Raw genomic sequence first — 20,331 nt, 5'->3', positions numbered from 1 at the left:
CCAACTGTGCGCGGCGACCCGGTAGCACTACGCTGCCTGGACTGCCGCACGAACCCAGTGGAGAGCGAGCCGTACGTGGCCTGTGACCTGTGGCTGGTCCCCCTCGTCGATGTGCTGTGCCACAGCCCCGACAACCCCTTCGCCGAAGAGATCGCGTCATACGACAAGGCCCTCACCGAAGCGGGCCTGCCGACCGTTCCCGTGTTCGCCTACATGCCGGGCCTCTCGGGTGACGTCGCCCCGGTGGCGGGCTTCGACTACGACGCCCTGCACTTCCTGCGCCGCGCGTACCTGCTCCGGATCTGCGGCCTGGAGGTGACGCCGGTGGACGCCCTGGGCGGCGACTACGAGCAGCTCCTGGAGATGTTCGAGCCGACGGCCCAGCAGTCGCACCTGGTCTGGCACTACGACCACGCGGGCGCGTACGTCCCGGTGGACTACGCGGCGCCCCTGTCCAACGAGGAGCTCCTGGCGGGCGGCGGCCCCCTGGGCTCCACCCAGGGCCTGCTGCGCGAGCTGGAATACATCGCCCCCGCGATAGGCATCGACCCGATGAACCCGCCGTCGCCGCCCCGTCCGCCCGCCCGGCCCACCACCCTGGAAGAGCCGGCGGACGCTCTTCCGTACGACGACAGTCCCTTCGCCCGCGAACGCCACGTCTGGCTGGGCCTGCACGCGGCGGCGACCCGGAGCCTCGGCCAAGGCTCCATGATCATCTTCAGCTGACCGTACGGACCGCCGCGCCCGCCTCAGCGGGGCGGCTCCGGGGGCCGCTGCCGCGGCATGTTCGGCCGCGCCCCCGGAGGCAGCGTGTACCGCCCGGCCGGCGCCCCGCCGTCCGGCCGGGCCGTGCCCGTCCCCTCCGCCGGCCGCGTCCCCAAGGGCGCGGCCCCCGCCCGGAACTCCGCCGTCCAGTCCGCGGTCTCCGACCGCACCAGCTCCGCCACGTCCTCCGAGAACCGCCGCAGCACGGTGAGGCACCGCTCGGCCGCCTCACCGGCCGTCCCCTCCGCCGGGCCGAGGACCTCCCGCACGCTCTCCGACGCCCAGTCGAACTGCAGCGCCTGCAGGCGCCGCTGCACCGCCTGCGCCGTGGCCACGTCCCTGATCCACCCCGACGTGAGCCCGAAGTACCGGTCGCAGGCCACGCACGCGGCTCCCAGCAGCAGCGACAGGTAGCCCCACCCCGCGGCGCCGTCCACCGCCCCCGCCAGGTCGACGAGCGGCAGCGCGGCCCCGGTGATCACGCCGGCGGCCGCACCCGTCCGCAGCGCACGGGCCCCGCGCCGCTTCCAGGTCCGGTCGGCGAGGTACCAGCCGGCCGTGCGCAGCGCGTTCGCCTCCACCCACCGGTAGAGTTCGTCGAGGCGCTCCGCCGGCTCGCCCCAGTCGCCGAGGGGGAAGGGCCTCCCGGTCAGGTCGTCCTCGTCGTGCGACCGCCCGGGGGCGCCCCCGCCCTCCCTCCGGACCGGCGACCCCTCGGGCTGCATCTCCGGCTGGCTCACCGGGCACTCCTCTGCGCTTGCGCTGTATGCGTGATCCGTGAAATTGCGTGAAGTGGTGTGGCGTGCTCTTCCTACCGCCGAATGGTGGGCCGTGGGGCCGATATACCAGTTTTTCCGGCCGGAACCAGGTCGTGGTCAGCCGTAGGGGGGCCGGGGACCTCACTCGAAAGAGTCGCTTCGCAGGGCATGGCGCGCACTGCCCGTCGAACACGTAGGCTCGCCTTATCGAAACAACCGTCGTCGAAGTGCCAGGAGTGACCGTGATTCCCGGTGGTGGCCAGCCCAACATGCAGCAGCTGCTCCAGCAGGCCCAGAAGATGCAGCAGGACCTCGCCAAGGCGCAGGAGGAGCTCGCGCGGACCGATGTCGACGGTCAGGCCGGCGGTGGCCTGGTCAAGGCGACCGTCAACGGCTCCGGAGAGCTCCGCGCCCTGGTGATCGACCCCAAGGCGGTCGACCCGGAGGACACCGAGACCCTCGCGGACCTGATCGTCGCCGCGGTCCAGGCCGCGAACGAGAACGCGCAGCAGCTCCAGCAGGAGAAGCTCGGCCCGCTGGCCCAGGGGCTGGGCGGGATGCCGGGTCTGCCCTTCTAAGGCGGCCCCGCAGGAACTACCGTACGTACCAGGCAAGACCGCAACACCGGCAGGGCAAGGAAGGCAATCCGTTGTACGAAGGCGTGGTCCAGGACCTCATCGACGAGTTGGGCAGGCTGCCCGGCGTCGGTCCCAAGAGCGCGCAGCGGATCGCCTTCCACATCCTCCAGGCCGAGCCGACCGATGTGCGCCGCCTCGCCCATGCCCTCATGGAGGTCAAGGACAAGGTCCGTTTCTGCGTGGTGTGCGGCAACGTCGCGCAGGAGGAGCGGTGCGGGATCTGCCGTGATCCGCGCCGCGACCCGGCGGTCATCTGTGTCGTCGAAGAGCCGAAGGATGTCGTCGCGGTCGAGCGGACGCGCGAGTTCCGCGGCCGCTACCACGTGCTCGGCGGGGCCATCAGCCCCATCGAGGGCGTGGGCCCCGACGACCTGCGGATCCGCGAGCTGCTGGCGCGCCTCGCGGACGGCACCGTCACCGAGCTGATCCTGGCCACCGATCCGAACCTGGAGGGCGAGGCGACCGCCACGTACCTCGCCCGGATGGTCAAGCCGATGGGTCTGCGGGTGACGCGCCTGGCCAGTGGACTCCCCGTCGGGGGAGATCTTGAGTACGCCGACGAGGTCACGCTGGGCCGTGCCTTCGAGGGGAGACGATTGCTCGATGTCTGACACCAAGCTGCTGCACGCGGTGGTGCAGAACCCGGACGATTTCGCGGTCCAGATCGCCGACCAGATCGAGAGCTTCATCGTCGCCGTCACGGAAGTGGCGAAGGGCGACGAACCCGACAGCGCCGTCCCGTTCCTGTTGCTGGAGGTGTCCCAGCTGCTCCTGGCCGGCGGCAGACTGGGCGCGCACGAGGACATCGTTCCCGACGACCGCTACGAGCCGGACACCGGCCCGGAGCCGGACCCGGACGACCTGCGCCAGCGTTTCGCCGTCATGCTCGACCCGATCGACGTGTACTCCGAGGTCTTCGACCCGTACGAACCGCGCAAGGCTCCCGTCGCCTGCCGCATCTCCGACGACCTGGCCGACGTCATCACCGACCTGCGCCACGGTCTGGCCCACTACCGGGCGGGGCGGACCACCGAAGCGCTGTGGTGGTGGCAGTTCTCGTACTTCTCGAACTGGGGCGCCACCGCCTCCGCCTGCCTGCGCGCCCTCCAGTCCCTGGTGGCGCACGTCCGCCTGGACCAGCCGCTCCAGGAACTGGACGGCCTGGACACGGACGAGGACCCGGGCGAGGAGGACCTGGAGGCGGAGGCCGGCCGGGTCATGGCGCAGGAGATCGCCGGGCCGCTGGGCCTGAAAACCGTCTAGTTCTTCGACAGGGCCCGCGTGACCCCGGCCAGCACGGCGGTGGTCAGCACCCAGCCGATCGCGACGAAGGCGTACGCCAGCCACTGGGCGTCCCCGCCCGCCCAGTGCCAGGCGCCGCGCTGCCCCAGGCCGCCGACAGGGATCAGCAGGTCGAGCGAGTACACGAAGGCGTCGAACGGCGGCCCCTCGCCGGGCTTCACGGGCGTCGGCGTCAGCCGGCCGAACACCACCGTGCCCACGGTGGTCAGGGCGGCGAGCCACACCCCGGCCAGCCACGGGCGGTAGCCGTAGCCCACGGTGAAGTCCAGCAGGGCGCCCCACAGGCGCCCCACGACGCTCGTCGCCGTCCGGCGCCGGCGGCGCTGCTTGTGCAGGAGCACGCGGCGGGCGTGGTCGTCGTGGCCGATGCGCCGGTAGTACGACGCCAGCTGCTCGTACGGCTGGGGTGCGTAGTCGCGGTCCCGCAGGAACCAGAGCAGGCGCTGCGCCGGCGCGACGCCGCCCGGCATGGCGTCCTCGTCGTCGAACCGTATGGAGTCGTACACGAAGCCGTCGAGCCGCAGGACCGGCGGCCAGGTGCGCCGGTCGTCGACCACGCCCGAGGTGTGGGCGTTCCGCAGGTCCACCCGGCCGCCCGGCGGGGCGGCGAACCGCAGGTCGAGGTCGGCCGTGCGCATGCCGACGCAGACCAGCGACGTGCCCGTCCCCGACAGCTCCGCCCCCTCGAACGACAGCAGGTCCGCGACCTGGGCGCCGCGCAGCCGCACCTTGCCGTCGGCGGTGAACCCGCGCGAGAGCCGCACGGTGCTGACCGCCATGTTGTCCCCGTTCAGCGCCACGCCGCCCGGCGTCTCCAGCCGCGCGCCCCGCAGGAACAGGCCGCCGTTCAGCTGCGCCCCCGGCAGCTGGACCGTCCCCTCGGCGTGGAACCCGTCCTCGCCGTACAGCGCCCCGTCCAGCACCATGCCGCCGCCGGACAGCGCGACGCCGCCGGGCGCCGACAGCCTCGCCCCGGTCAGCATCAGCTCACCGCTCACGTGCGCGTGGATGAGCTGGACGGGGAACCGGTCGGCGCTCCCCTCCACGACGGAGCCGCGCAGCGTCAGCCGGCCCCCGATGCGGGCGCTGGGCGCCCGGAAGCCGGGCAGCCGGCTGTCCACGATGCCCACGGCCAGGGTGGAGGCCGCTTCGAGGCTGACGTCCTCCTCCAGCACGCACTCCCGCAGCCGGAACATGTGCCGGATCTCCGCCCCGTCGAGCACGATCCGGCCGGTGATCCGCGCGCCGGTGAGCCGCAGGGCGGGCACGGCTCCGGACGGCTCGGCGTTCTGGCCGAGCAGCAGCGCCACGAGGACGGCCGCCCTGACCGTGCGCTCCTCGTCGCCCCGCAGGTCGACCTCGCGCCCGGCGGGAAAGGCGTCCCACAACCGGCGCTCGGGCGGGGTCAGTTCCTCGTATGACAGCACGGGTGCAGCGTACGGGCGGCCGGGCGCGGACGGCGTACGTACGGCCGTCCGCGCCCGCCGGCCAGGGGGACGGCGTCCGCGGCGCGGCCGTGTGAGCCGGGACACCTTTCGCGTACCCCTGCCCGTCGCCGGGCAGGGGTCCCCGTCGAGCGGGCAGGACCTGCCGACGTGCCCGGATCATGAGCGGGACATCTCACGATGCGGTATCACGTGGGCAGGCCCCGTCCGCTCGGTAAACTGAGCCGACCGCAGTAATGACTAACGAGGAGCGCACGTGGGCCTTGTCGTGCAGAAGTACGGAGGCTCCTCCGTAGCCGATGCCGAAGGCATCAAGCGGGTCGCCAAGCGAATCGTCGATGCCAAGAAGAACGGCCACCAGGTCGTTGTCGTGGTTTCGGCGATGGGCGACACGACGGACGAGTTGATCGACCTCGCCGAGCAGGTATCCCCGATCCCTGCCGGACGTGAATTCGACATGCTGCTGACCGCGGGTGAGCGGATCTCCATGGCCCTGCTGGCCATGGCGATCAAGAACCTGGGCCACGAGGCCCAGTCGTTCACGGGCAGCCAGGCGGGTGTCATCACCGACTCGGTCCACAACAAAGCGCGCATCATCGATGTCACGCCGGGCCGGATCCGCACCGCTCTCGACGAGGGCAACATCGCCATCGTCGCCGGGTTCCAGGGTGTGTCCCAGGACAAGAAGGACATCACCACCCTCGGCCGGGGCGGGTCGGACACGACCGCGGTCGCCCTCGCGGCAGCGCTGGACGCCGAGGTCTGTGAGATCTACACCGATGTGGACGGTGTCTTCACCGCCGACCCCCGGGTCGTGAAGAAGGCCCGGAAGATCGACTGGATCTCCTTCGAGGACATGCTGGAGCTCGCCGCCTCCGGCTCCAAGGTGCTGCTGCACCGGTGCGTGGAGTACGCACGCCGTTACAACATCCCGATCCACGTCCGCTCGTCCTTCTCGGGGCTGCGCGGTACCTGGGTCAGCAACGAGCCGCAAGGGGACCAGCAGGTGGAGCACGCCATCATCTCCGGAGTCGCCCACGACGTCTCCGAAGCCAAGGTCACGGTCGTCGGTGTGCCGGACAAGCCGGGCGAGGCCGCGGCGATCTTCCGGTCCATCGCGGACGCCGAGATCAACATCGACATGGTCGTGCAGAACGTCTCGGCCGCGTCGACCGGACTGACCGACATCTCCTTCACCCTCCCCAAGACCGAGGGCCGCAAGGCCATCGACGCCCTGGAGAAGTCGAAGGCCACGATCGGTTTCGAATCGCTGCGCTACGACGACCAGATCGGCAAGATCTCACTGGTCGGCGCCGGCATGAAGACCAACCCGGGCGTGACGGCGGGCTTCTTCGAGGCGCTGTCCGAAGCGGGTGTGAACATCGAGCTGATCTCGACGTCCGAGATCCGCATCTCGGTCGTCACCCGCGCCGACGACGTGAACGAGGCCGTGCGCGCCGTGCACTCCGCCTTCGGCCTGGACAGCGACTCCGACGAGGCGGTCGTCTACGGAGGCACCGGGCGGTGACCGGCAAGCCGACGCTCGCGGTCGTCGGAGCGACCGGAGCCGTCGGCGCCGTCATGCTCCAGATCTTGTCGCAGCACGCCGACGTCTGGGGCGAGATCCGACTCCTCGCCTCCCCGCGCTCGGCCGGCCGCAAACTGGTCGTGCGCGGGGAGGAGACCGAGGTCCTGGCGTTGTCGGAAGAGGCACTGAAGGACGTCGACGTCGCGATGTTCGACGTGCCCGACGACGTGGCCGCGCGGTGGGCGCCCGTGGCCGCCGCCCAGGGCGCGGTGGTGGTGGACAATTCCGCGGCCTTCCGGATGGACCCGGACGTCCCGCTGGTCGTCCCCGAGGTCAACCCGCACGCCGTACGGACCCGCCCGCGGTCCATCGTGGCGAGCCCGAACTGCACGACGCTGTCGATGATCGTGGCGATCGGCGCGCTGCACGCCGAGTTCGGTCTCGCCGGCCTCGTCGCCTCCTCGTACCAGGCCGTGAGCGGCGCGGGCCGGGCCGGCGTCGAGGCACTGCGCACCCAGCTCTCGCTCGTCGCGGGCACGGAGCTGGGGACGAACCCCGGCGACGTACGGCGCGCGGTGGGCGACGACACCGGGCCCTTCGCCGCCCCGATCGCGCTGAACGTGGTGCCGTGGGCCGGCTCGCTCGCGGACGACGGCTGGTCGTCGGAGGAGCTCAAGATCCGCGCCGAGTCGCGCAAGATCCTGGACCGGCCCGGTCTGCCGGTGTCGGTCACGTGCGTCCGGGTGCCGGTGCTCACCACGCACTCCCTGGTGGTGCACGCGCGCTTCGAGAACGAGGTCTCGGTCGACCGGGCGCACGAGATCCTGGCGACCGCGCCGGGCGTGGTGCTGTTCGACGACCCGGCCGCGGGGGAGTTCCCGACGCCGGCCGACGTGGTGGGGACCGACCCGACATGGGTGGGACGGGTACGGCGGTCGCTGGACGATCCGACGGCGCTCGAACTCTTCGTGTGCGGTGACAACCTCCGCAAGGGCGCCGCGCTCAACACCGCGCAGATCGCCGAGCTGGTGGCCGCCGAACTGGGAGCGGCGTAACCCGGCGGTGGAATCGGGGCGGTGACAAGTGGAATCCTTTGTAGGATCTGTGAACGCTCTGTGATCAAGTCGAAGACTGGATCACTTGAACCGAGGCGTGATTCTGTTCGATCATTCGCTCCCCGCCTTACTGCAACCGGCAGTTGGGAGGGGAGCGTCTTTGCGGTTGCCCCGGCAAAGCGCCATGACAATTGGGGCATTCAGGAGGGCGGGTGCGCATGCGGGCGTTTGCAACACCGTCAGAAGCGGTGCCTCGTGCGTACAACCCTGTCGGGGGGAAGCGTGTCCAACAGGCGTGGCAGAGGTACTCGACATCACAGTGGGCCCGGCTCGAGGCGCAGCAGTGCGCCCGCTCCGGCGGCCCCGCACGCCCGGCGGCATGCCGGTGATCGCCCCCATGCCGACCACACGTCCCGCCCGTATACCGTCCGCGCGTGAGGGCGCTGAAGACGTCATGACCGCGGGCACCACAGTCGATCACCTGACCGAGACCTACCGGGCTCACTACCGCTCCCTGCTCGGCCTCGCGGCCCTGCTGCTCGACGACACGGCCTCGTGTGAGGACGTCGTGCAGGAAGCCTTCATCCGTGTGCACTCCGCGCGCAACCGGGTCCGCGACCCGCAGAAGACCCTGGCCTACCTGCGCCAGACCGTCGTCAACCTCTCCCGCTCCACGCTGCGCCGCCGCATCCTCGGCCTGAAGCTGCTGTCGAAGCCGATGCCGGACATGGCGAGCGCGGAGGAGGGGGCGTACGACCAGCTGGAGCGTGACGCGCTGATCAAGGCGATGCGCGGGCTCCAGCGACGCCAGCGCGAAGTGCTGGTCCTGCGGTACTTCGCGGACATGACGGAGGCTCAGTGCGCCGAGACGCTGGGGATATCCCTGGGTTCGGTGAAGGCGTACGGTTCACGCGGCATCGCGGCGCTTCGCGTCGCCATGGAGGCCTCGGCATGAGTGGCAAGCAAGAGCGGCACGGGCCGGACGGGCCGTTGAACGACCTGACTGGAAAAGCGATTGTGAACGACAGTCCGAACGAGCGCGACGAGCCCGATACGGACGAGATCCTCGGCACGGCCGACGGTCCCGGCACGGACGACGATGCCGGCACGGGCGGAGGCCCGGGCACGGCCGACGGCCTCGGCATGAGTGACGAGCTCGCCCTGCGCCGGATGCTGCGCGGCGCCGTGGAAGAGCTGGAGCCCTCGCGAGACGCCCTGGAGCACCTGCGCAAGGCGGTCCCCGCCCGGCGCGCCAGGCGCCGCCAGGCCGTCGTCGGCATGGCGGCCGCCGCCCTCTTCGTCGGCACGGCGGTCCCCGCCTTCGTCCACGTGGCGAACTCCGACAGCGCGGCCGACGGCCGCCCGTCGATAGCGGGCCACGGGCGGGACACGCACGGCGGCACCGGCTGGGAGAAGGGTGTCGACGGAGGCAAGGGCAAAAGGGTGGAGGAGAAGCCTTCCGAGAAGGAGCTCTCCCGGGAAGAGAAGAAGAAGCAGAAGAAGGAGAAGGACGCCAGGAAGGGTTCTTCGGACGCCGGTGAGAGCCGCAGCACCGGCAGCGGCGGCGGCGGTGGTGGTGCCGAGGCTCCGGGCAGCGTGCCCGCGTCGACGCCGACCTGCGGCGCGAGCCAGCTCTCGGTCGTCTCGGCGGGTACCGGCACGCCCGACGCCGAGGGCAAGGTGTACGGCACGTTCCGGGTCGTCAACGTCTCCGAGATGCAGTGCACGGTCGCCGGCCGGGGCTCGGTGTACGCGCAGCCCATGGGCGCGGCCGACCCCAGCCGTATCAACGTCGTCGACCACACCTCGGGCGACGCGGCGGCCGGTCTGCCGGACCCGTCCCTGGAGACGACCGGTCTGCTGCTGGAGCCGGACATGGCGTACGAGGTGAAGTTCGCCTGGGTGCCGACGGACAGCTGCCCGACGACCAACCCCTCGCCCGACCCCGTGCCCACCGATCCGGGCCCGGACCCGGGCCCGACGGGCGGCACGGAAGACGGCAGCACGGGCGGCATCGGCGGTACGGGCAAGGAAAGCGAGACGGAGCAGTCCGGCATGGAGCCGCAGCTCGGCACCGAGGACGGCGGCACGGCGGACGGCAGCGTCTCGGTGAGCCACACACCGGAGGCGGGCGCGTCGAGCGCGGCGGCGACGGTCCCCAACGCGTGCGCGGGGACGATCTACCGCACGGGCGTGCTGGCGGCGCAGTAACGGAGCGGAAGGGTACGGCGACGGGGCGGGCGCGGCCGGAGACGGCGCGCCCGCCCCGTCGCCGTACCTCTCAGTCGCGCCTGACGCCGGAACCGGCGGTGTCGCCGGCGCCCGCGCAGGCCGTCACCCCGGCAGCCTGCCCGTCCCCGCTCTCCGGGGTCTCCGGCACCGCTGGGCCCTCCGGCAGGATGCCGAGGGCGAGGTCCCGGGCGGCCTCCGCCTCACGGCGCATGAGCCGGAACCACATGAAGAGCACGAAGCCCGCGAAGACGAACCATTCGCCGGTGTAGCCGAGGTTCTGGAAAGCCTTGAGATCGAGGCCGCTGCCCTGCGGTGCGACCGCGGGGACGGGCAGCAGGCCGGGATCGCCCTCGGCGAGGGTGATCCAGGCGTCGTACACGTCGTACGGAACGAGGTTGACGAGCGACGCGGCGCTGATCATCCCCAACTGTCCCTCCGGCAGTCCGCCGCCGGTGTGCACGCCGTCGGTGCCCGAGTTCTCGGACGCCTGGAGCGCGCCGGTCACGGTGACCTCGCCCGGGGGCGCGGCCGCGGCCCTCTCCCCGGCGGACAGCCATCCGCGCACGACGGGCAGGGCCTTGCCGTCGTCCGTACGCAGCAGGGTCAGCACGTAGGAGCCACGCTTGCCGTCGAGCTCCCGTCCGGGCACGACGAACTGCTCGGCGTAGCGCCCGGTCGCGGTGGCGGGCCGCCCGGAGGTCTCCTTGTCGACGGGGAGCAGCTCTTCGAGGGGTACGGCGGCCCGCGTGCCCGGATCGGGCTTCTCCTCGGCGGCCTGGTGGGTCTCGACGCGGTCTTCGAACCGCCCGAGCTGCCAGGACCCCATGAAGACACAGAAGGGAATGGCCAGCACGACGAAGAGGTGGATCCCCCACCAGCGGGGCGTCAGCAGGAACCGGTACACCCCACCAAGGTACGGGCCCGCCCCGCCCCGCACACAGCCCGGGGTCGCCGGACGCGGGCCGGACCCCGGGCCCTGTCCCCGCTACCCCAGATGCCGGGCGGCGAACTCCAGCTCCAGCCGGACCTGCTTGATCCGCTCCTCCACCACCAGCGACCCGTGCCCCGCGTCGTACCGGTACACCTCGTACACCGCTCCCCGCGCCGCCAGCCGGTCCACGTAGTTCTCGACCTGGCGGATCGGACAGCGGGGGTCGTTGACGCCCGCGGAGATGTACACCGGGGCCCGTACCGCGTCGACGTACGTCAGCGGCGAGGACGCCTCGAAGCGCTCCGGGACCTCATCCGGCGCGCCACCCAGCAGTGTGCGGTCCAGCGCCTTCAGCGCCTCCATCTCGTCGTGGTACGCCGCCACGTAGTCGGCGACCGGTACCGCCGCCAGCCCCACCGCCCACGCCTCCGGCTGCGTACCGAGGCCGAGCAGCGTCAGGTACCCGCCCCACGAACCGCCCGCCAGCACCAGCTTCGCCGGGTCCGCGAGGCCGGACGAGACCGCCCACTCCCGGACCGCCGCGATGTCCTCCAGCTCGATCAGCCCGACCCGGTGCTTGAGCGCGTCCGTCCACGCGCGCCCGTACCCGGTGGAACCGCGGTAGTTGACCCGCACGACCGCGTAGCCGTGGTCCACCCACGCCGCCGGCCCGGCCGCGAACGCGTCGCTGTCGTGCCAGGCGGGTCCGCCGTGGATCTCGAAAACCGTCGGGAACGGCCCCTGTCCGGTGGCCGGCTTCTGCACGAGCGCGTGGATCCGCCCGCCGGGCCCCTCCACCCACGCGTCCTCCACCGGCACCGACGCCGGTGCCTTCGTCCCCGGCGGGTCGAGCACCACGCGCCCCGACGTCGACCGCACCACCGGCGGCCGGGCCGCCGAGGACCACAGGAACTCCACCGACCCGTCCGGCCGGGCCGTGGCGCCCGACACCGTGCCGGCCGGCGTCTCGACCGCCACCAGCTGCCGCGTGGCGAAGTCGTACCGCCACAGCTCACTGCGCGCCTCGAAGCTGTGGACGACGAGCAGCGCGGACCCGTCCGGGTACCACTCGGCCGACACGTCGCCCGGCAGCTCGATCCCCAGCTCGGTCTCCTCGCCCGACGCCACGTCCCACACCATCGGCTCCCAGCGCCCGCGCCGCTGGTGCCCGACCAGCAGCCGGGTGTCCCCGTCGACCGGAGCGAAGCCGAGCACGTCGATCCCCAGCTCGGCCTCCCCGCCGCGGGTGTCGTCCAGCTCGGCCACTCCACTGCCGTCCAGCCGCACCACCCGCAGCGCGGAGTGCATCGCGTCTCCGTGCTCGGTGTGCTCGATCGCGATCAGCGTTCCGTCGTACGACATGTCCCCGACGCCGGCCGACTCCCGGTGCCGGTAGATCTCGACGGGCTCGGCACCCGGCCGTACGACATGCACCGTGGACCCGCCCTCGTCGGTCGAGCGCCCCACGACCGCCGTCCCGTCCCGCCCGAGCACGAGCCCGCCGGGGTACGACGGCTCCAGCCCCGGCGCCGCCGGCTCGTCCGCGCCGCCCGCGAACGGCTGCCGCATCCAGACGCCGAACTCGTCCCCGTCCGTGTCGCTGAACCACCAGATCCACTCGCCGTCGGGCGTCAGCACACCGTCGGTGGTCCCGTTCGGCCGGTCGGTGGCCTGCCGCTGCGCTCCGGTCGCCCGGTCCCAGGCGTACAGCTCGTATGTCCCCGTCGCGTTGGACACGAACAACGCGCGGTCCGGCGCGTCCTCGGCCCAGTCGGGCAGCGAGACGCGCGGCGCCCTGAAGCGCTTCTCCCAGTCGGGCATGGACATGGCCTGCGAGGCCCCGCTGTTCTCAGTCATCCCTCCATTCTGCGCCGCTCCACCGACAGGACCTCTCCTGTCGCATGCCCGAGGGCACAAGGGGGGCCAGGTGCTCAGCGCGGGCGTCGTCCGACGGCGGAGCCGACAGCGGTCAGGCAGGAAGAGCAGTGACGGTCCGCCGGCGCATCAGCCCCGGGCAGGGGCACGCTCGGGGGACGTGAGGGCAGCGGGTACCCGCACAGAGCCCCGACGGCCGCCTCCTCGCTGGTCACATGCCAGACCAGCTCGCTCCGGATCTGGACCCGGGACTGCACCATCACACCCAACGTTTTCATCGTCGAACTCAGTCCGGGCGACCATGAGTCGTACAACGCATGCCTGTTCATGCTCGGTGAGGAGCTGGTCGAGACGGTACGCGCGCACGCCGAGGAGCGGTGCTACTCGTTCGTCGGTCCGCTGAAGGTCCAGTTGCAGCGGGCGGAGAACCTGAAGGCCGGGAAGTACCGCGTGCGCAGCCGGCTCGAGGTCCCGCCCCAGGTCCAGCTCGCTCTGGAAGCAGACCGGGGCTACCGCGTCACGTACGCGACAAAGACCGGGCTCCGCGATGACGGGGCCCGGGTCCGGCAACCGCCGCAGCACGTCCGGCGCGGTGACAAGCGGGTCCTGACGCCGGACCAGTTCATGTCGATGGGCCTTTCGATCAGCGAGGGCGGCAGCCTGGTCCGCGCCGCCCCCCCGAGCCCTCTCGCCGCGCCGCCGGGGCCGCCGGGGCCGCTCCGCCTCGTCGAGGCCGCGACGAACCGCCCGGGCGCCGCTGTCCTGCCCCGGTCCGGTCACGCGGTACGTGCCCTCCCTGCCGGATCCGGCGGGCGTCCGGCACGTGGCCCGGCAGGAGACCTCGCGCATCGCCCGGACCGCGGGACCGGGCACCAGCACATCGTCCGCCCGCCCGAACCGCAGATCAGAAGCCTGCCCACGGGTCAGCCGTCGATCGTCCTCGATCCGGTCGGCGATCCCTGCCGCGCCGAAGCCCCAAGTCATTGGTCCGGAAAGCAAGTGCTGGCCGGAAAGCATTGCCGCCGTCACACCTCCGACGCTGCGCCCGACGGGCCCTCCCTCTCATCGAAAGAACAAAACGTGACGAACGATCGCGACATCCGTGTTGACGGCTCTGCACCCGACAGGGGCAGGGAGCACTCCGAGGGGCTTGGCCTCGTGGCCGGACCGGTACGTCGCCGACGGGTCCCGGGCCGCCGCGCCGACGGAGCCTTCGACCGCCATGCCCGCTGCCGGGGCGTGGTGGTGATCCCGTTCGACGAGCACCTCGCCACGGGCTCGGAGGTCGACCTGGAGCAGACGAAGCCGCGGACCCGCGAGGCGTACTTCGACCTGGCGACGCTGGTGGCCGCGGACTTCCCCCGCGCCCAGCCCGAGGCCGTGAGCTGGGCCGCCTCCTACCCCCACTCGGGTTACAACGCGCCCAGCTGCTTCGCCGCCCCTGCGCGGGGATGACCTGCCACCGGGTCCGGACCGCCCTGGTCCGCCGTTCCCGCCGCCGACTCATTGACTCCCTGCTGCGGCGGCAAGGCACCTGACCTGCGACGAAAGAGGGCCCGGACACGCTTTCCGGGCCCTTCGCGTTTCCCGGCCACATGCCCCTTCGCAGGCCAGGGACCAGTGAGCGGCTGACCGCATGGGATGCCCCGCGCCCGCCGGTCCCGCACTGACCGGCGCGAGTCGGAACGCCTCGCCGTCGGAGGTACGCCGTGAATGCGAAGCCGCGGCCTTGGCTCTCGCCCCATGCCCTCCGGGCCTGTCCACCACGAGCGCGCGCCGACGGCACCGAACGGACCGGAGAACGGGTCAGGCCCGGCCTCCGATGAAGGAGACCGGGCCTGACCTGGTGTTTCAGCTGTCGGGGTGGCGGGATTTGAACCCACGACCTCTTCGTCCCGAAGCAACTTTGATGGGTGCTCGGCCTTGGGCTGGTGCGTCTCTCACCTGCGGCGATGGTCCAGGGGCGTCCGCGCTTGTCCGCCGCTGTCCGTCGGCGTTGTCACGCAGTTAGACACTCACCACCCGATCGCACGGTGCTGCATAGCCGTGACCGGGTCGGAGCTGGACCAGTAGAGAATGGCAGGGTGGACGTAGCTGCGGAACTGTGCGCTCTTACGGGCTCATTGTCGCGAGAAGACGGGGTCTTCGGGCGTGTGGTCGACGAGGCCGGCGGATCCGTTCCGGAACTCGTTCGCCAAGTGGCCGCCGAGGCTGAAGAGGCTTGAAAGCTGTATGCAGTGGAAGGTGCAGTCGGCCCGGACACACCAGTAGAGATCGACGACGCACTCTTGCAGGTCGACGCTGAGCGCGCAGTGGAGCTTATGACCTACCTGGCGACCTATGACCTCGTTTTCCCGGGCTCAGGACGACGAGACCGCCTCCATGCCCGTAGAGCGGCGGAACGTGTTGTCCGCTTGCTGGGTTCCGAGGGCACCTGGTACACGAACATCATCGACCTTTCGCCCGGAGTACGGGCATGGAACCCGGTCACCCGGCATACCTTCGATGGGGTGGTCGCGGGGTCCGGTGGGTCCTTCACCGTGGTGTTGTTGCAGGTGGGCGAGGACTGAGCCTCGCTGGCACTCGGCCGCTACTGTGTCAGCCGCGGCGTTGTGCGAGCACCTCTTTAGGAGAGAGGCTGGGGCATCGGGTCGGTGACCTGCCGCTTCGCGGACCGAGCTGGCGGGCACGGACGCACCCGCCAGCCACCCTTGTTGACCGCTGCTGACCCCTGTATCTGGCACGGCTGTGGCACGGCGGCTGTTCGGTTCGAAGTACCTCAGGTCAGGCTTTCGGGCGATGACATCCAAGCGAAAGCGTCGACTGTTCGGGTAGCCAGCGATCCGCGCCGCCAAGAATCGGTTATGTCGGTCCAGCGGCCAAGGCGGGCGCTGCGCGCGCCGTGCTCTGCTGCTTGGTCATAGTAGAGAGTGAACCTATAGACCCTGCCTTCCTCGGAAATCACCTGGCCGTCCTCGTGATCGGGGCCCTCCTGCAAGAGGTCGACGACGATCGTTCGGTCCGGATCAAGTCCCTGGGCCCTCAGAAGCTCCCGCAACCGGCTCCACAGGTCGTAGTCGCTGGTCCGCAGGAGATCGGTGTACTGGACGACGATGCTTGACACCATGACCCCATGATCGGTCCGGAATGCGGCGAAGGGAAGCCGGCCGCTGAGAAGCTGGCGGTAGGCCATCAGCTTGGGAAGCTGCGGGCATTTGCGGTCGGTCAGGGCATTGACCTGCGTCGATGGGTAATCTGCGCCCTCGTCGGCGTTGTCGGCTTCACCGTGATACCCCGCTGTTCACTGCTCGATCTGGTGCGGTTGTGGTGCGGGATTGGCCACGGGTCATTCCTCTGGCATTTCTTCCAGCAACTTGCGTAGCTGGATACTTCTCTTCAGAGGTTCCGTGAATACTTCGGGCCGCTGCTTGGCCAGGGTTTTGCGGATTTCGACGGCGCGGGTGATGGCGGTCAGGGCTTCCTCGCGCCGCCCCAGGTCCGCCAGACGGACGGACTGGTTGTTCAGCGACGCGGCGAGGTCGGGGAGGAAGGCGTCGGGCCGCTGCTTGGCCAGGGTCTGGTAAGTGTCGACGGCGCGGGTGATGGCGGTCAGGGCTTCCTCGCGCCGCCCCAGGTCCGCCAGATGGTTGGACTGGTTGTTCAGCGACGCGGCGAGGTCGGGGAGGAAGGCGTCGGGCCGCTGCTTGGCCAGGGTTTCGCGGATTTCGACGGCGCGGGTGATGGCGGTCAGGGCTTCCTCGCGCTGTCCCAGGTCCGCCAGATGGTTGGACTGGTTGTTCAGCGACGTGGCGAGGTCGGGGAGGAAGGCGTCGGGCCGCTGCTTGGCCAGGGTCTGGTAAGTGTCGACGGCGCGGGTGATGGCGGTCAGGGCTTCCTCGCGCTGTCCCAGGTCCGCCAGATGGTTGGACTGGTTGTTCAGCGACATGGCGAGGTCGGGGAGGAAGGCGTCGGGCCGCTGCTTGGCCAGGGTTTCGCGGATTTCGACGGCGCGGGTGATGGCGGTCAGGGCTTCCTCGCGCTGTCCCAGGTCCGCCAGATGGTTGGACTGGTTGTTCAGCGACGTGGCGAGGTCGGGGAGGAAGGCGTCGGGCCGCTGCTTGGCCAGGGTCTGGTAAGTGTCGACGGCGCGGGTGATGGCGGTCAGGGCTTCCTCGCGCCGCCCCAGGTCCGCCAGACGGTTGGACTGGTTGTTCAGCGACGCGGCGAGGTCGGGCAGGAAGGCGTCGGGCCGCTGCTTGGCCAGGGTTTCGCGGATTTCGACGGCGCGGGTGATGGCGGTCAGGGCTTCCTCGCGCTGTCCCAGGTCCGCCAGACGGTTGGACTGGTTGTTCAGCGACGCGGCGAGGTCGGGGAGGAAGGCGTCGGGCCGCTGCTTGGCCAGGGTTTCGCGGATTTCGACGGCGCGGGTGATGGCGGTCAGGGCTTCCTCGCGCCGCCCCAGGTCCGCCAGACAGCCGGACTGGTTGTTCAGCGACATGGCGAGGTTGGGGAGGAAGGCGTCGGGCCGCTGCTTGGCCAGGGTTTCGCGGATTTCGACGGCGCGGGTGATGGCGGTCAGGGCTTCCTCGCGCCGCCCCAGGTCCGCCAGACGGTTGGACTGGTTGTTCAGCGACGCGGCGAGGTCGGGCAGGAAGGCGTCGGGCCGCTGCTTGGCCAGGGTTTCGCGGATTTCGACGGCGCGGGTGATGGCGGTCAGGGCTTCCTCGCGCTGTCCCAGGGCCGCCAGACGGTTGGACTGGTTGTTCAGCGACGCGGCGAGGTCGGGGAGGAAGGCGTCGGGCCGCTGCTTGGCCAGGGTTTCGCGGATTTCGACGGCGCGGGTGATGGCGGTCAGGGCTTCCTCGCGCCGCCCCAGGTCCGCCAGACAGCCGGACTGGTTGTTCAGCGACATGGCGAGGTCGGGCAGGAAGGCGTCGGGCCGCTGCTTGGCCAGGGTTTCGCGGATTTCGACGGCGCGGGTGATGGCGGTCAGGGCTTCCTCGCGCCGCCCCAGGTCCGCCAGACAGCCGGACTGGTTGTTCAGCGACATGGCGAGGTTGGGGAGGAAGGCGTCGGGCCGCTGCTTGGCCAGGGTTTCGCGGATTTCGACGGCGCGGGTGATGGCGGTCAGGGCTTCCTCGCGCCGCCCAAGGTCCGCCAGACGGACGGACTGGTTGTTCAGCGACGCGGCGAGGTCGGGCAGGTTGGGTTCGTGTGTGTCGTGGTGTTCGACCAGGGCTGTGCTGAGGTCGGCTGCCCACTCGCTGAGGGCCAGGGTGGATTCCGGTAGCTGGCCGCTGAGATGGTGCAGCAGGGTGATGTCCTGCGTAGCGCGGGTCAGGTGAGTCAGGGCGTCGATCAAGGGTGAGGGTTGGGAGGCGTGGGTTGCTGTGGTCAGGGCGGCCGGTCCCAGCTCGGTCGGGGCCGTGGTGAGGGCGTCACGCAGGATGCCGTTGATCATGTCGTGGTGGTGGGGGTGCTGGGCGGTGCGGGCCAGTACGGTCAGGGCCTGCTCGGCAGGTGCGCCGGTAAGGGTGGTTAGGATGCAGGTGAACAGGTCGGGTTCGCGGCTGAGTTGGGTGCCGATGTGGTACTCGGCGATGCGGTCGGGTTGGAGGCTGCCCCATACGGAGCCTGCCGGGTTCGGGTAGAGATCCGCGAGCCAGGTGGCCAGCGCCCCGCGGACAGCGGCCGCGCTGTCGTCGGCCAGACCGGGAAGCCGGGCCAGAAGCGCCCTGGCGTGATCACGGTTGGTTGCGGGGACCAGGCAGGCCACAGCGACGGCGAGGGCACGGATCTCGGTCCCGCTGCGCTCCCCGGTCAAGCCCCGCTCAGGGCTGTTGGCCGTCTCGTCCCAGTACTTGCGTTCGTGTCCCAGCAGCCTGCCTTCCAACACGGTGGGCCGGCCTGGGATCTGCGGGATGCCGGTGGCGTCGAGGAGAGCGAGGAGGGCGGCCATCTGCACCGACAAGGGTGTGTCGAACTCGGCGCCAGCCAGGGCGGGCATCGCATCCACGGCGGCGAGGGCAGGCAGGAGGGCCGCCCAGTCGGTGGCGGGGAAGAGCCGGCGCAGCCGGGTGCTGAAGTCGCCCAGCGCCTGCCGGTAGGCGGCGGTGCGGTCCTGGGAGGTGTGGTGCAGGGCCGGAACCGGTGTGACAAGGGCGGTGGCCAGGGCCTGGCTGTGAGGGTGTTCGGTGGCCCGAGTCCACCAGTCGCCCGCGGCACGGGCCAGGGCCAGCACCCGCACGGGGCTGGTGACCTGGTCGTGGTCGACCGCCTCCAGCAGAGCATGCAGTTGCGGGACGCGGGTCTCGGCGTAGTCGACGACGATCAGCAACGGCCGGCGCACCTGGGACAGCACGTCCAGCGGCACCCTGGTATCGGTGGTCAGGCGGATCGCGGCCCAGCCCCGGCTCGTCATCCGGGTGGCGAGTTCGGCCGCCAGCCGGGTCTTTCCCGCACCACCCGGCCCGGTCAGCAACCGAGCCTGCACCAGACTCTGCCCCCACCCCCATACCCTGGCCGGTCCATCGTGAGGGGCGGACTGCCCCTGGCTAGAAGGCGGCTCGCACCAAGGGGTCAGATCCTTCTCGAGCAGATCTTCGCGGCCCATGAAGGACACCGCCGCCTGCTCCGGGCGCAGCAGATCGGCCGGGGAGCGGGGCGGCCGGGGGATGGCCGTGCGGTCGGCGAGGTGTTGCAGGTCTGCGGGCTCCAGCAGCATCGCCCGCCCGGTGTGCTCCTCGACCAGCTCCCGCACCACCGGATCCGACGCCAGGACATAGGCCGGCATGGCCTCCAGCCGGGTGTGGCTCCAGCCAGGCGGATCACCGGCCACCACCCCGGTCAGCAGTGGCGCCATCCCCGATGCGCTGCCGCACCACAACGCCGCCCCCGACATCCCGCCCCACGGCGAAGCACCCTGATACAGCTCGGCTCCCGCCTCACCGACCAGGACATACCGGTCTCTGTCCCGGCCGCTTTCCGGCAGAACCCGCCCATCCGCCTGCACCAGCGACACCGCATCGGCACCGGCCTGCCCCACCACCGGATACCCCAGGCACTGGGCGGCACAGGCCTGCATCGTCACCAACCGCCCCCACCGCACCCCTGGCAAAGGCCTGTCCGACAGATCCTCCCCGGCCAGCAGCAACGCCGCGTCCCACCCCTGAGGGCCGTCCTCCAGCCGTTCCCACACCACCCGGCACGGCACCCGCCCGGCACGGCCGGGCAGTTGCACCGACACCCGCCCGCGGTCCTTGAGCACGTGCGCGGCCGTCAGCACCAGCCGACCGCCCAGCACATACCCCGACCCCCGAGCCTCACCGGACCGCACCACCGCCACCCGCGCCCTGTCCACCCCGCCCTGCCTCCCCGATCCCTGTCCTTCAGGTCCTGCCCCGGTCCAGGCGCGGGCCGACCCCGCAGCGTGGATGCCACCCGGTTACTCGCCGAACCGGGACCCCAGCACCTCACCCGTCTCATCCGGCCGGTCGGTGTTCACGTGATACGCCGTGCCCGTCGTGGTGTCCTTCGGCGTCAGCACCAGCTTCACCCGGTGCACCGACACCTTCGACGTCCCCGCACCAGCCGACACCACCCACGCCTTCACCCCGGCCGTGCCCTCCTTGCGCATCTCCACCGAAAACTCCAGCTCCACCGGCCCCACCTCGAACCGCGGACCACTTCCACCGCCTGCCGCAGCGGCCACCAACTCCGCCCGCAGATGCTCCACAGCCTCCGCAATCCCGATCTCTTCAGCCATCCCCGACCCCTCCCTTTCCTACTGCCGCACAGACCAC

The 20,331-nt window shown here is 71.0% G+C and carries 18 protein-coding genes; 11 read left to right on the top strand and 7 right to left on the bottom strand.

Going from position 1 to position 20,331, the window contains the following annotated elements:
- Positions 1 to 75: 75 nt before the first annotated feature.
- On the top strand, positions 76 to 726 hold the full coding sequence (locus BN1555_RS15075; protein WP_093803414.1) for a hypothetical protein: 651 nt from the start codon (positions 76 to 78) through the stop codon (positions 724 to 726).
- A gap of 23 nt (positions 727 to 749) precedes the next feature.
- On the opposite strand, the gene BN1555_RS15070 is transcribed toward BN1555_RS15075, so the two are convergent.
- Complete coding sequence (locus BN1555_RS15070; protein WP_093799863.1) at positions 750 to 1,505, bottom strand: SLATT domain-containing protein; 756 nt, start codon at positions 1,503 to 1,505, stop codon at positions 750 to 752.
- Positions 1,506 to 1,765: 260 nt separating this feature from the next.
- Here BN1555_RS15070 and BN1555_RS15065 point away from each other — a divergent pair, with 260 nt between their 5' ends.
- The 3 genes from BN1555_RS15065 (at position 1,766) to BN1555_RS15055 (ending at position 3,424) form a co-directional block, all read left to right on the top strand.
- Positions 1,766 to 2,101 carry a YbaB/EbfC family nucleoid-associated protein gene (locus BN1555_RS15065; protein WP_078606709.1) on the top strand — a complete coding sequence of 112 codons (336 nt, stop codon included), beginning with the start codon at positions 1,766 to 1,768 and terminating at the stop codon, positions 2,099 to 2,101.
- Between the two features lie 71 nt (positions 2,102 to 2,172).
- The gene (gene recR / locus BN1555_RS15060; protein ID WP_093799862.1) at positions 2,173 to 2,772 is read left to right on the top strand and encodes a recombination mediator RecR; all 600 of its coding nucleotides are present in this window, start codon (positions 2,173 to 2,175) and stop codon (positions 2,770 to 2,772) included.
- Positions 2,765 to 3,424: a DUF5063 domain-containing protein gene (locus tag BN1555_RS15055; RefSeq protein WP_093799861.1), complete on the top strand. Its 660-nt coding sequence runs from the start codon at positions 2,765 to 2,767 to the stop codon at positions 3,422 to 3,424. Before recR ends, BN1555_RS15055 begins: the two co-directional genes overlap by 8 nt.
- On the opposite strand, the gene BN1555_RS15050 is transcribed toward BN1555_RS15055, so the two are convergent.
- The gene (locus BN1555_RS15050) at positions 3,421 to 4,890 is read right to left on the bottom strand and encodes a hypothetical protein (protein ID WP_093799860.1); all 1,470 of its coding nucleotides are present in this window, start codon (positions 4,888 to 4,890) and stop codon (positions 3,421 to 3,423) included. The two genes, BN1555_RS15055 and BN1555_RS15050, sit on opposite strands and share 4 nt — an antisense overlap.
- 274 nt (positions 4,891 to 5,164) lie before the next feature.
- Here BN1555_RS15050 and BN1555_RS15045 point away from each other — a divergent pair, with 274 nt between their 5' ends.
- The 4 genes from BN1555_RS15045 (at position 5,165) to BN1555_RS15030 (ending at position 9,702) form a co-directional block, all read left to right on the top strand.
- Positions 5,165 to 6,436 (top strand): aspartate kinase, encoded by a 1,272-nt coding sequence (locus tag BN1555_RS15045; RefSeq protein WP_093799859.1) that lies wholly within the window; start codon positions 5,165 to 5,167, stop codon positions 6,434 to 6,436.
- Entirely contained in the window at positions 6,433 to 7,491 is a 1,059-nt protein-coding gene (locus BN1555_RS15040) for an aspartate-semialdehyde dehydrogenase (RefSeq protein ID WP_093799858.1), read from the top strand. The genes BN1555_RS15045 and BN1555_RS15040 overlap by 4 nt, the downstream gene beginning before the upstream one ends.
- A gap of 295 nt (positions 7,492 to 7,786) precedes the next feature.
- Entirely contained in the window at positions 7,787 to 8,446 is a 660-nt protein-coding gene (locus BN1555_RS15035; protein WP_093799857.1) for a SigE family RNA polymerase sigma factor, read from the top strand.
- Complete coding sequence (locus tag BN1555_RS15030) at positions 8,443 to 9,702, top strand: hypothetical protein (RefSeq protein ID WP_141662854.1); 1,260 nt, start codon at positions 8,443 to 8,445, stop codon at positions 9,700 to 9,702. Before BN1555_RS15035 ends, BN1555_RS15030 begins: the two co-directional genes overlap by 4 nt.
- Positions 9,703 to 9,772: 70 nt before the next feature.
- Here the strand turns inward: BN1555_RS15030 and BN1555_RS15025 are convergent, their stop codons facing one another.
- Both BN1555_RS15025 and BN1555_RS15020 read right to left on the bottom strand, forming a co-directional pair.
- Positions 9,773 to 10,627 (bottom strand): SURF1 family protein, encoded by an 855-nt coding sequence (locus BN1555_RS15025; protein WP_093799855.1) that lies wholly within the window; start codon positions 10,625 to 10,627, stop codon positions 9,773 to 9,775.
- Between the two features lie 81 nt (positions 10,628 to 10,708).
- The gene (locus tag BN1555_RS15020; protein ID WP_093799854.1) at positions 10,709 to 12,511 is read right to left on the bottom strand and encodes a S9 family peptidase; all 1,803 of its coding nucleotides are present in this window, start codon (positions 12,509 to 12,511) and stop codon (positions 10,709 to 10,711) included.
- Between the two features lie 225 nt (positions 12,512 to 12,736).
- Between BN1555_RS15020 and BN1555_RS40360 the strand changes: the two genes are divergently transcribed.
- Positions 12,737 to 13,984, top strand: a complete 1,248-nt coding sequence (locus BN1555_RS40360; protein ID WP_369689032.1) for an FhaA domain-containing protein — start codon at positions 12,737 to 12,739, stop codon at positions 13,982 to 13,984.
- 782 nt (positions 13,985 to 14,766) lie between these two features.
- Complete coding sequence (locus BN1555_RS15010; RefSeq protein ID WP_093799852.1) at positions 14,767 to 15,099, top strand: hypothetical protein; 333 nt, start codon at positions 14,767 to 14,769, stop codon at positions 15,097 to 15,099.
- A gap of 209 nt (positions 15,100 to 15,308) precedes the next feature.
- Here BN1555_RS15010 and BN1555_RS15005 read toward each other — a convergent pair whose 3' ends face one another.
- Positions 15,309 to 15,656, bottom strand: coding sequence for a hypothetical protein (locus BN1555_RS15005; protein WP_141662853.1), 348 nt, complete (start codon positions 15,654 to 15,656; stop codon positions 15,309 to 15,311).
- Between the two features lie 6 nt (positions 15,657 to 15,662).
- On the opposite strand from BN1555_RS15005, the gene BN1555_RS38500 reads away from it, so the two are divergent.
- Positions 15,663 to 15,911 carry a hypothetical protein gene (locus BN1555_RS38500; RefSeq protein WP_141662852.1) on the top strand — a complete coding sequence of 83 codons (249 nt, stop codon included), beginning with the start codon at positions 15,663 to 15,665 and terminating at the stop codon, positions 15,909 to 15,911.
- Here BN1555_RS38500 and BN1555_RS15000 read toward each other — a convergent pair.
- Together BN1555_RS15000 and BN1555_RS14995 are read right to left on the bottom strand one after the other, a co-directional pair.
- Positions 15,876 to 19,889 carry a tetratricopeptide repeat protein gene (locus BN1555_RS15000; RefSeq protein ID WP_107081079.1) on the bottom strand — a complete coding sequence of 1,338 codons (4,014 nt, stop codon included), beginning with the start codon at positions 19,887 to 19,889 and terminating at the stop codon, positions 15,876 to 15,878. The genes BN1555_RS38500 and BN1555_RS15000 overlap by 36 nt on opposite strands.
- 84 nt (positions 19,890 to 19,973) lie before the next feature.
- Positions 19,974 to 20,294, bottom strand: coding sequence for a trypco2 family protein (locus BN1555_RS14995; protein WP_093799850.1), 321 nt, complete (start codon positions 20,292 to 20,294; stop codon positions 19,974 to 19,976).
- Positions 20,295 to 20,331 lie beyond the last annotated feature (37 nt).

The sequence above is a fragment of the Streptomyces sp. Wb2n-11 genome (genome assembly GCF_001049855.1).
Taxonomy (GTDB): domain Bacteria; phylum Actinomycetota; class Actinomycetes; order Streptomycetales; family Streptomycetaceae; genus Streptomyces; species Streptomyces altiplanensis.
This window is presented reverse-complemented; position numbering and strand designations above follow the sequence as displayed.

Coding starts and splice junctions, on each gene's coding strand:
- BN1555_RS15055 (WP_093799861.1), top strand. CDS start 2,765: ATGTCTGACACCAAGCTGCTGCACGCGGTGGTGCAGAACCCGGACGAT.
- BN1555_RS38500 (WP_141662852.1), top strand. CDS start 15,663: ATGATCGGTCCGGAATGCGGCGAAGGGAAGCCGGCCGCTGAGAAGCTG.
- BN1555_RS14995 (WP_093799850.1), bottom strand. CDS start 20,294: ATGGCTGAAGAGATCGGGATTGCGGAGGCTGTGGAGCATCTGCGGGCG.
- BN1555_RS15020 (WP_093799854.1), bottom strand. CDS start 12,511: ATGACTGAGAACAGCGGGGCCTCGCAGGCCATGTCCATGCCCGACTGG.
- BN1555_RS15005 (WP_141662853.1), bottom strand. CDS start 15,656: ATGGTGTCAAGCATCGTCGTCCAGTACACCGATCTCCTGCGGACCAGC.
- BN1555_RS15030 (WP_141662854.1), top strand. CDS start 8,443: ATGAGTGGCAAGCAAGAGCGGCACGGGCCGGACGGGCCGTTGAACGAC.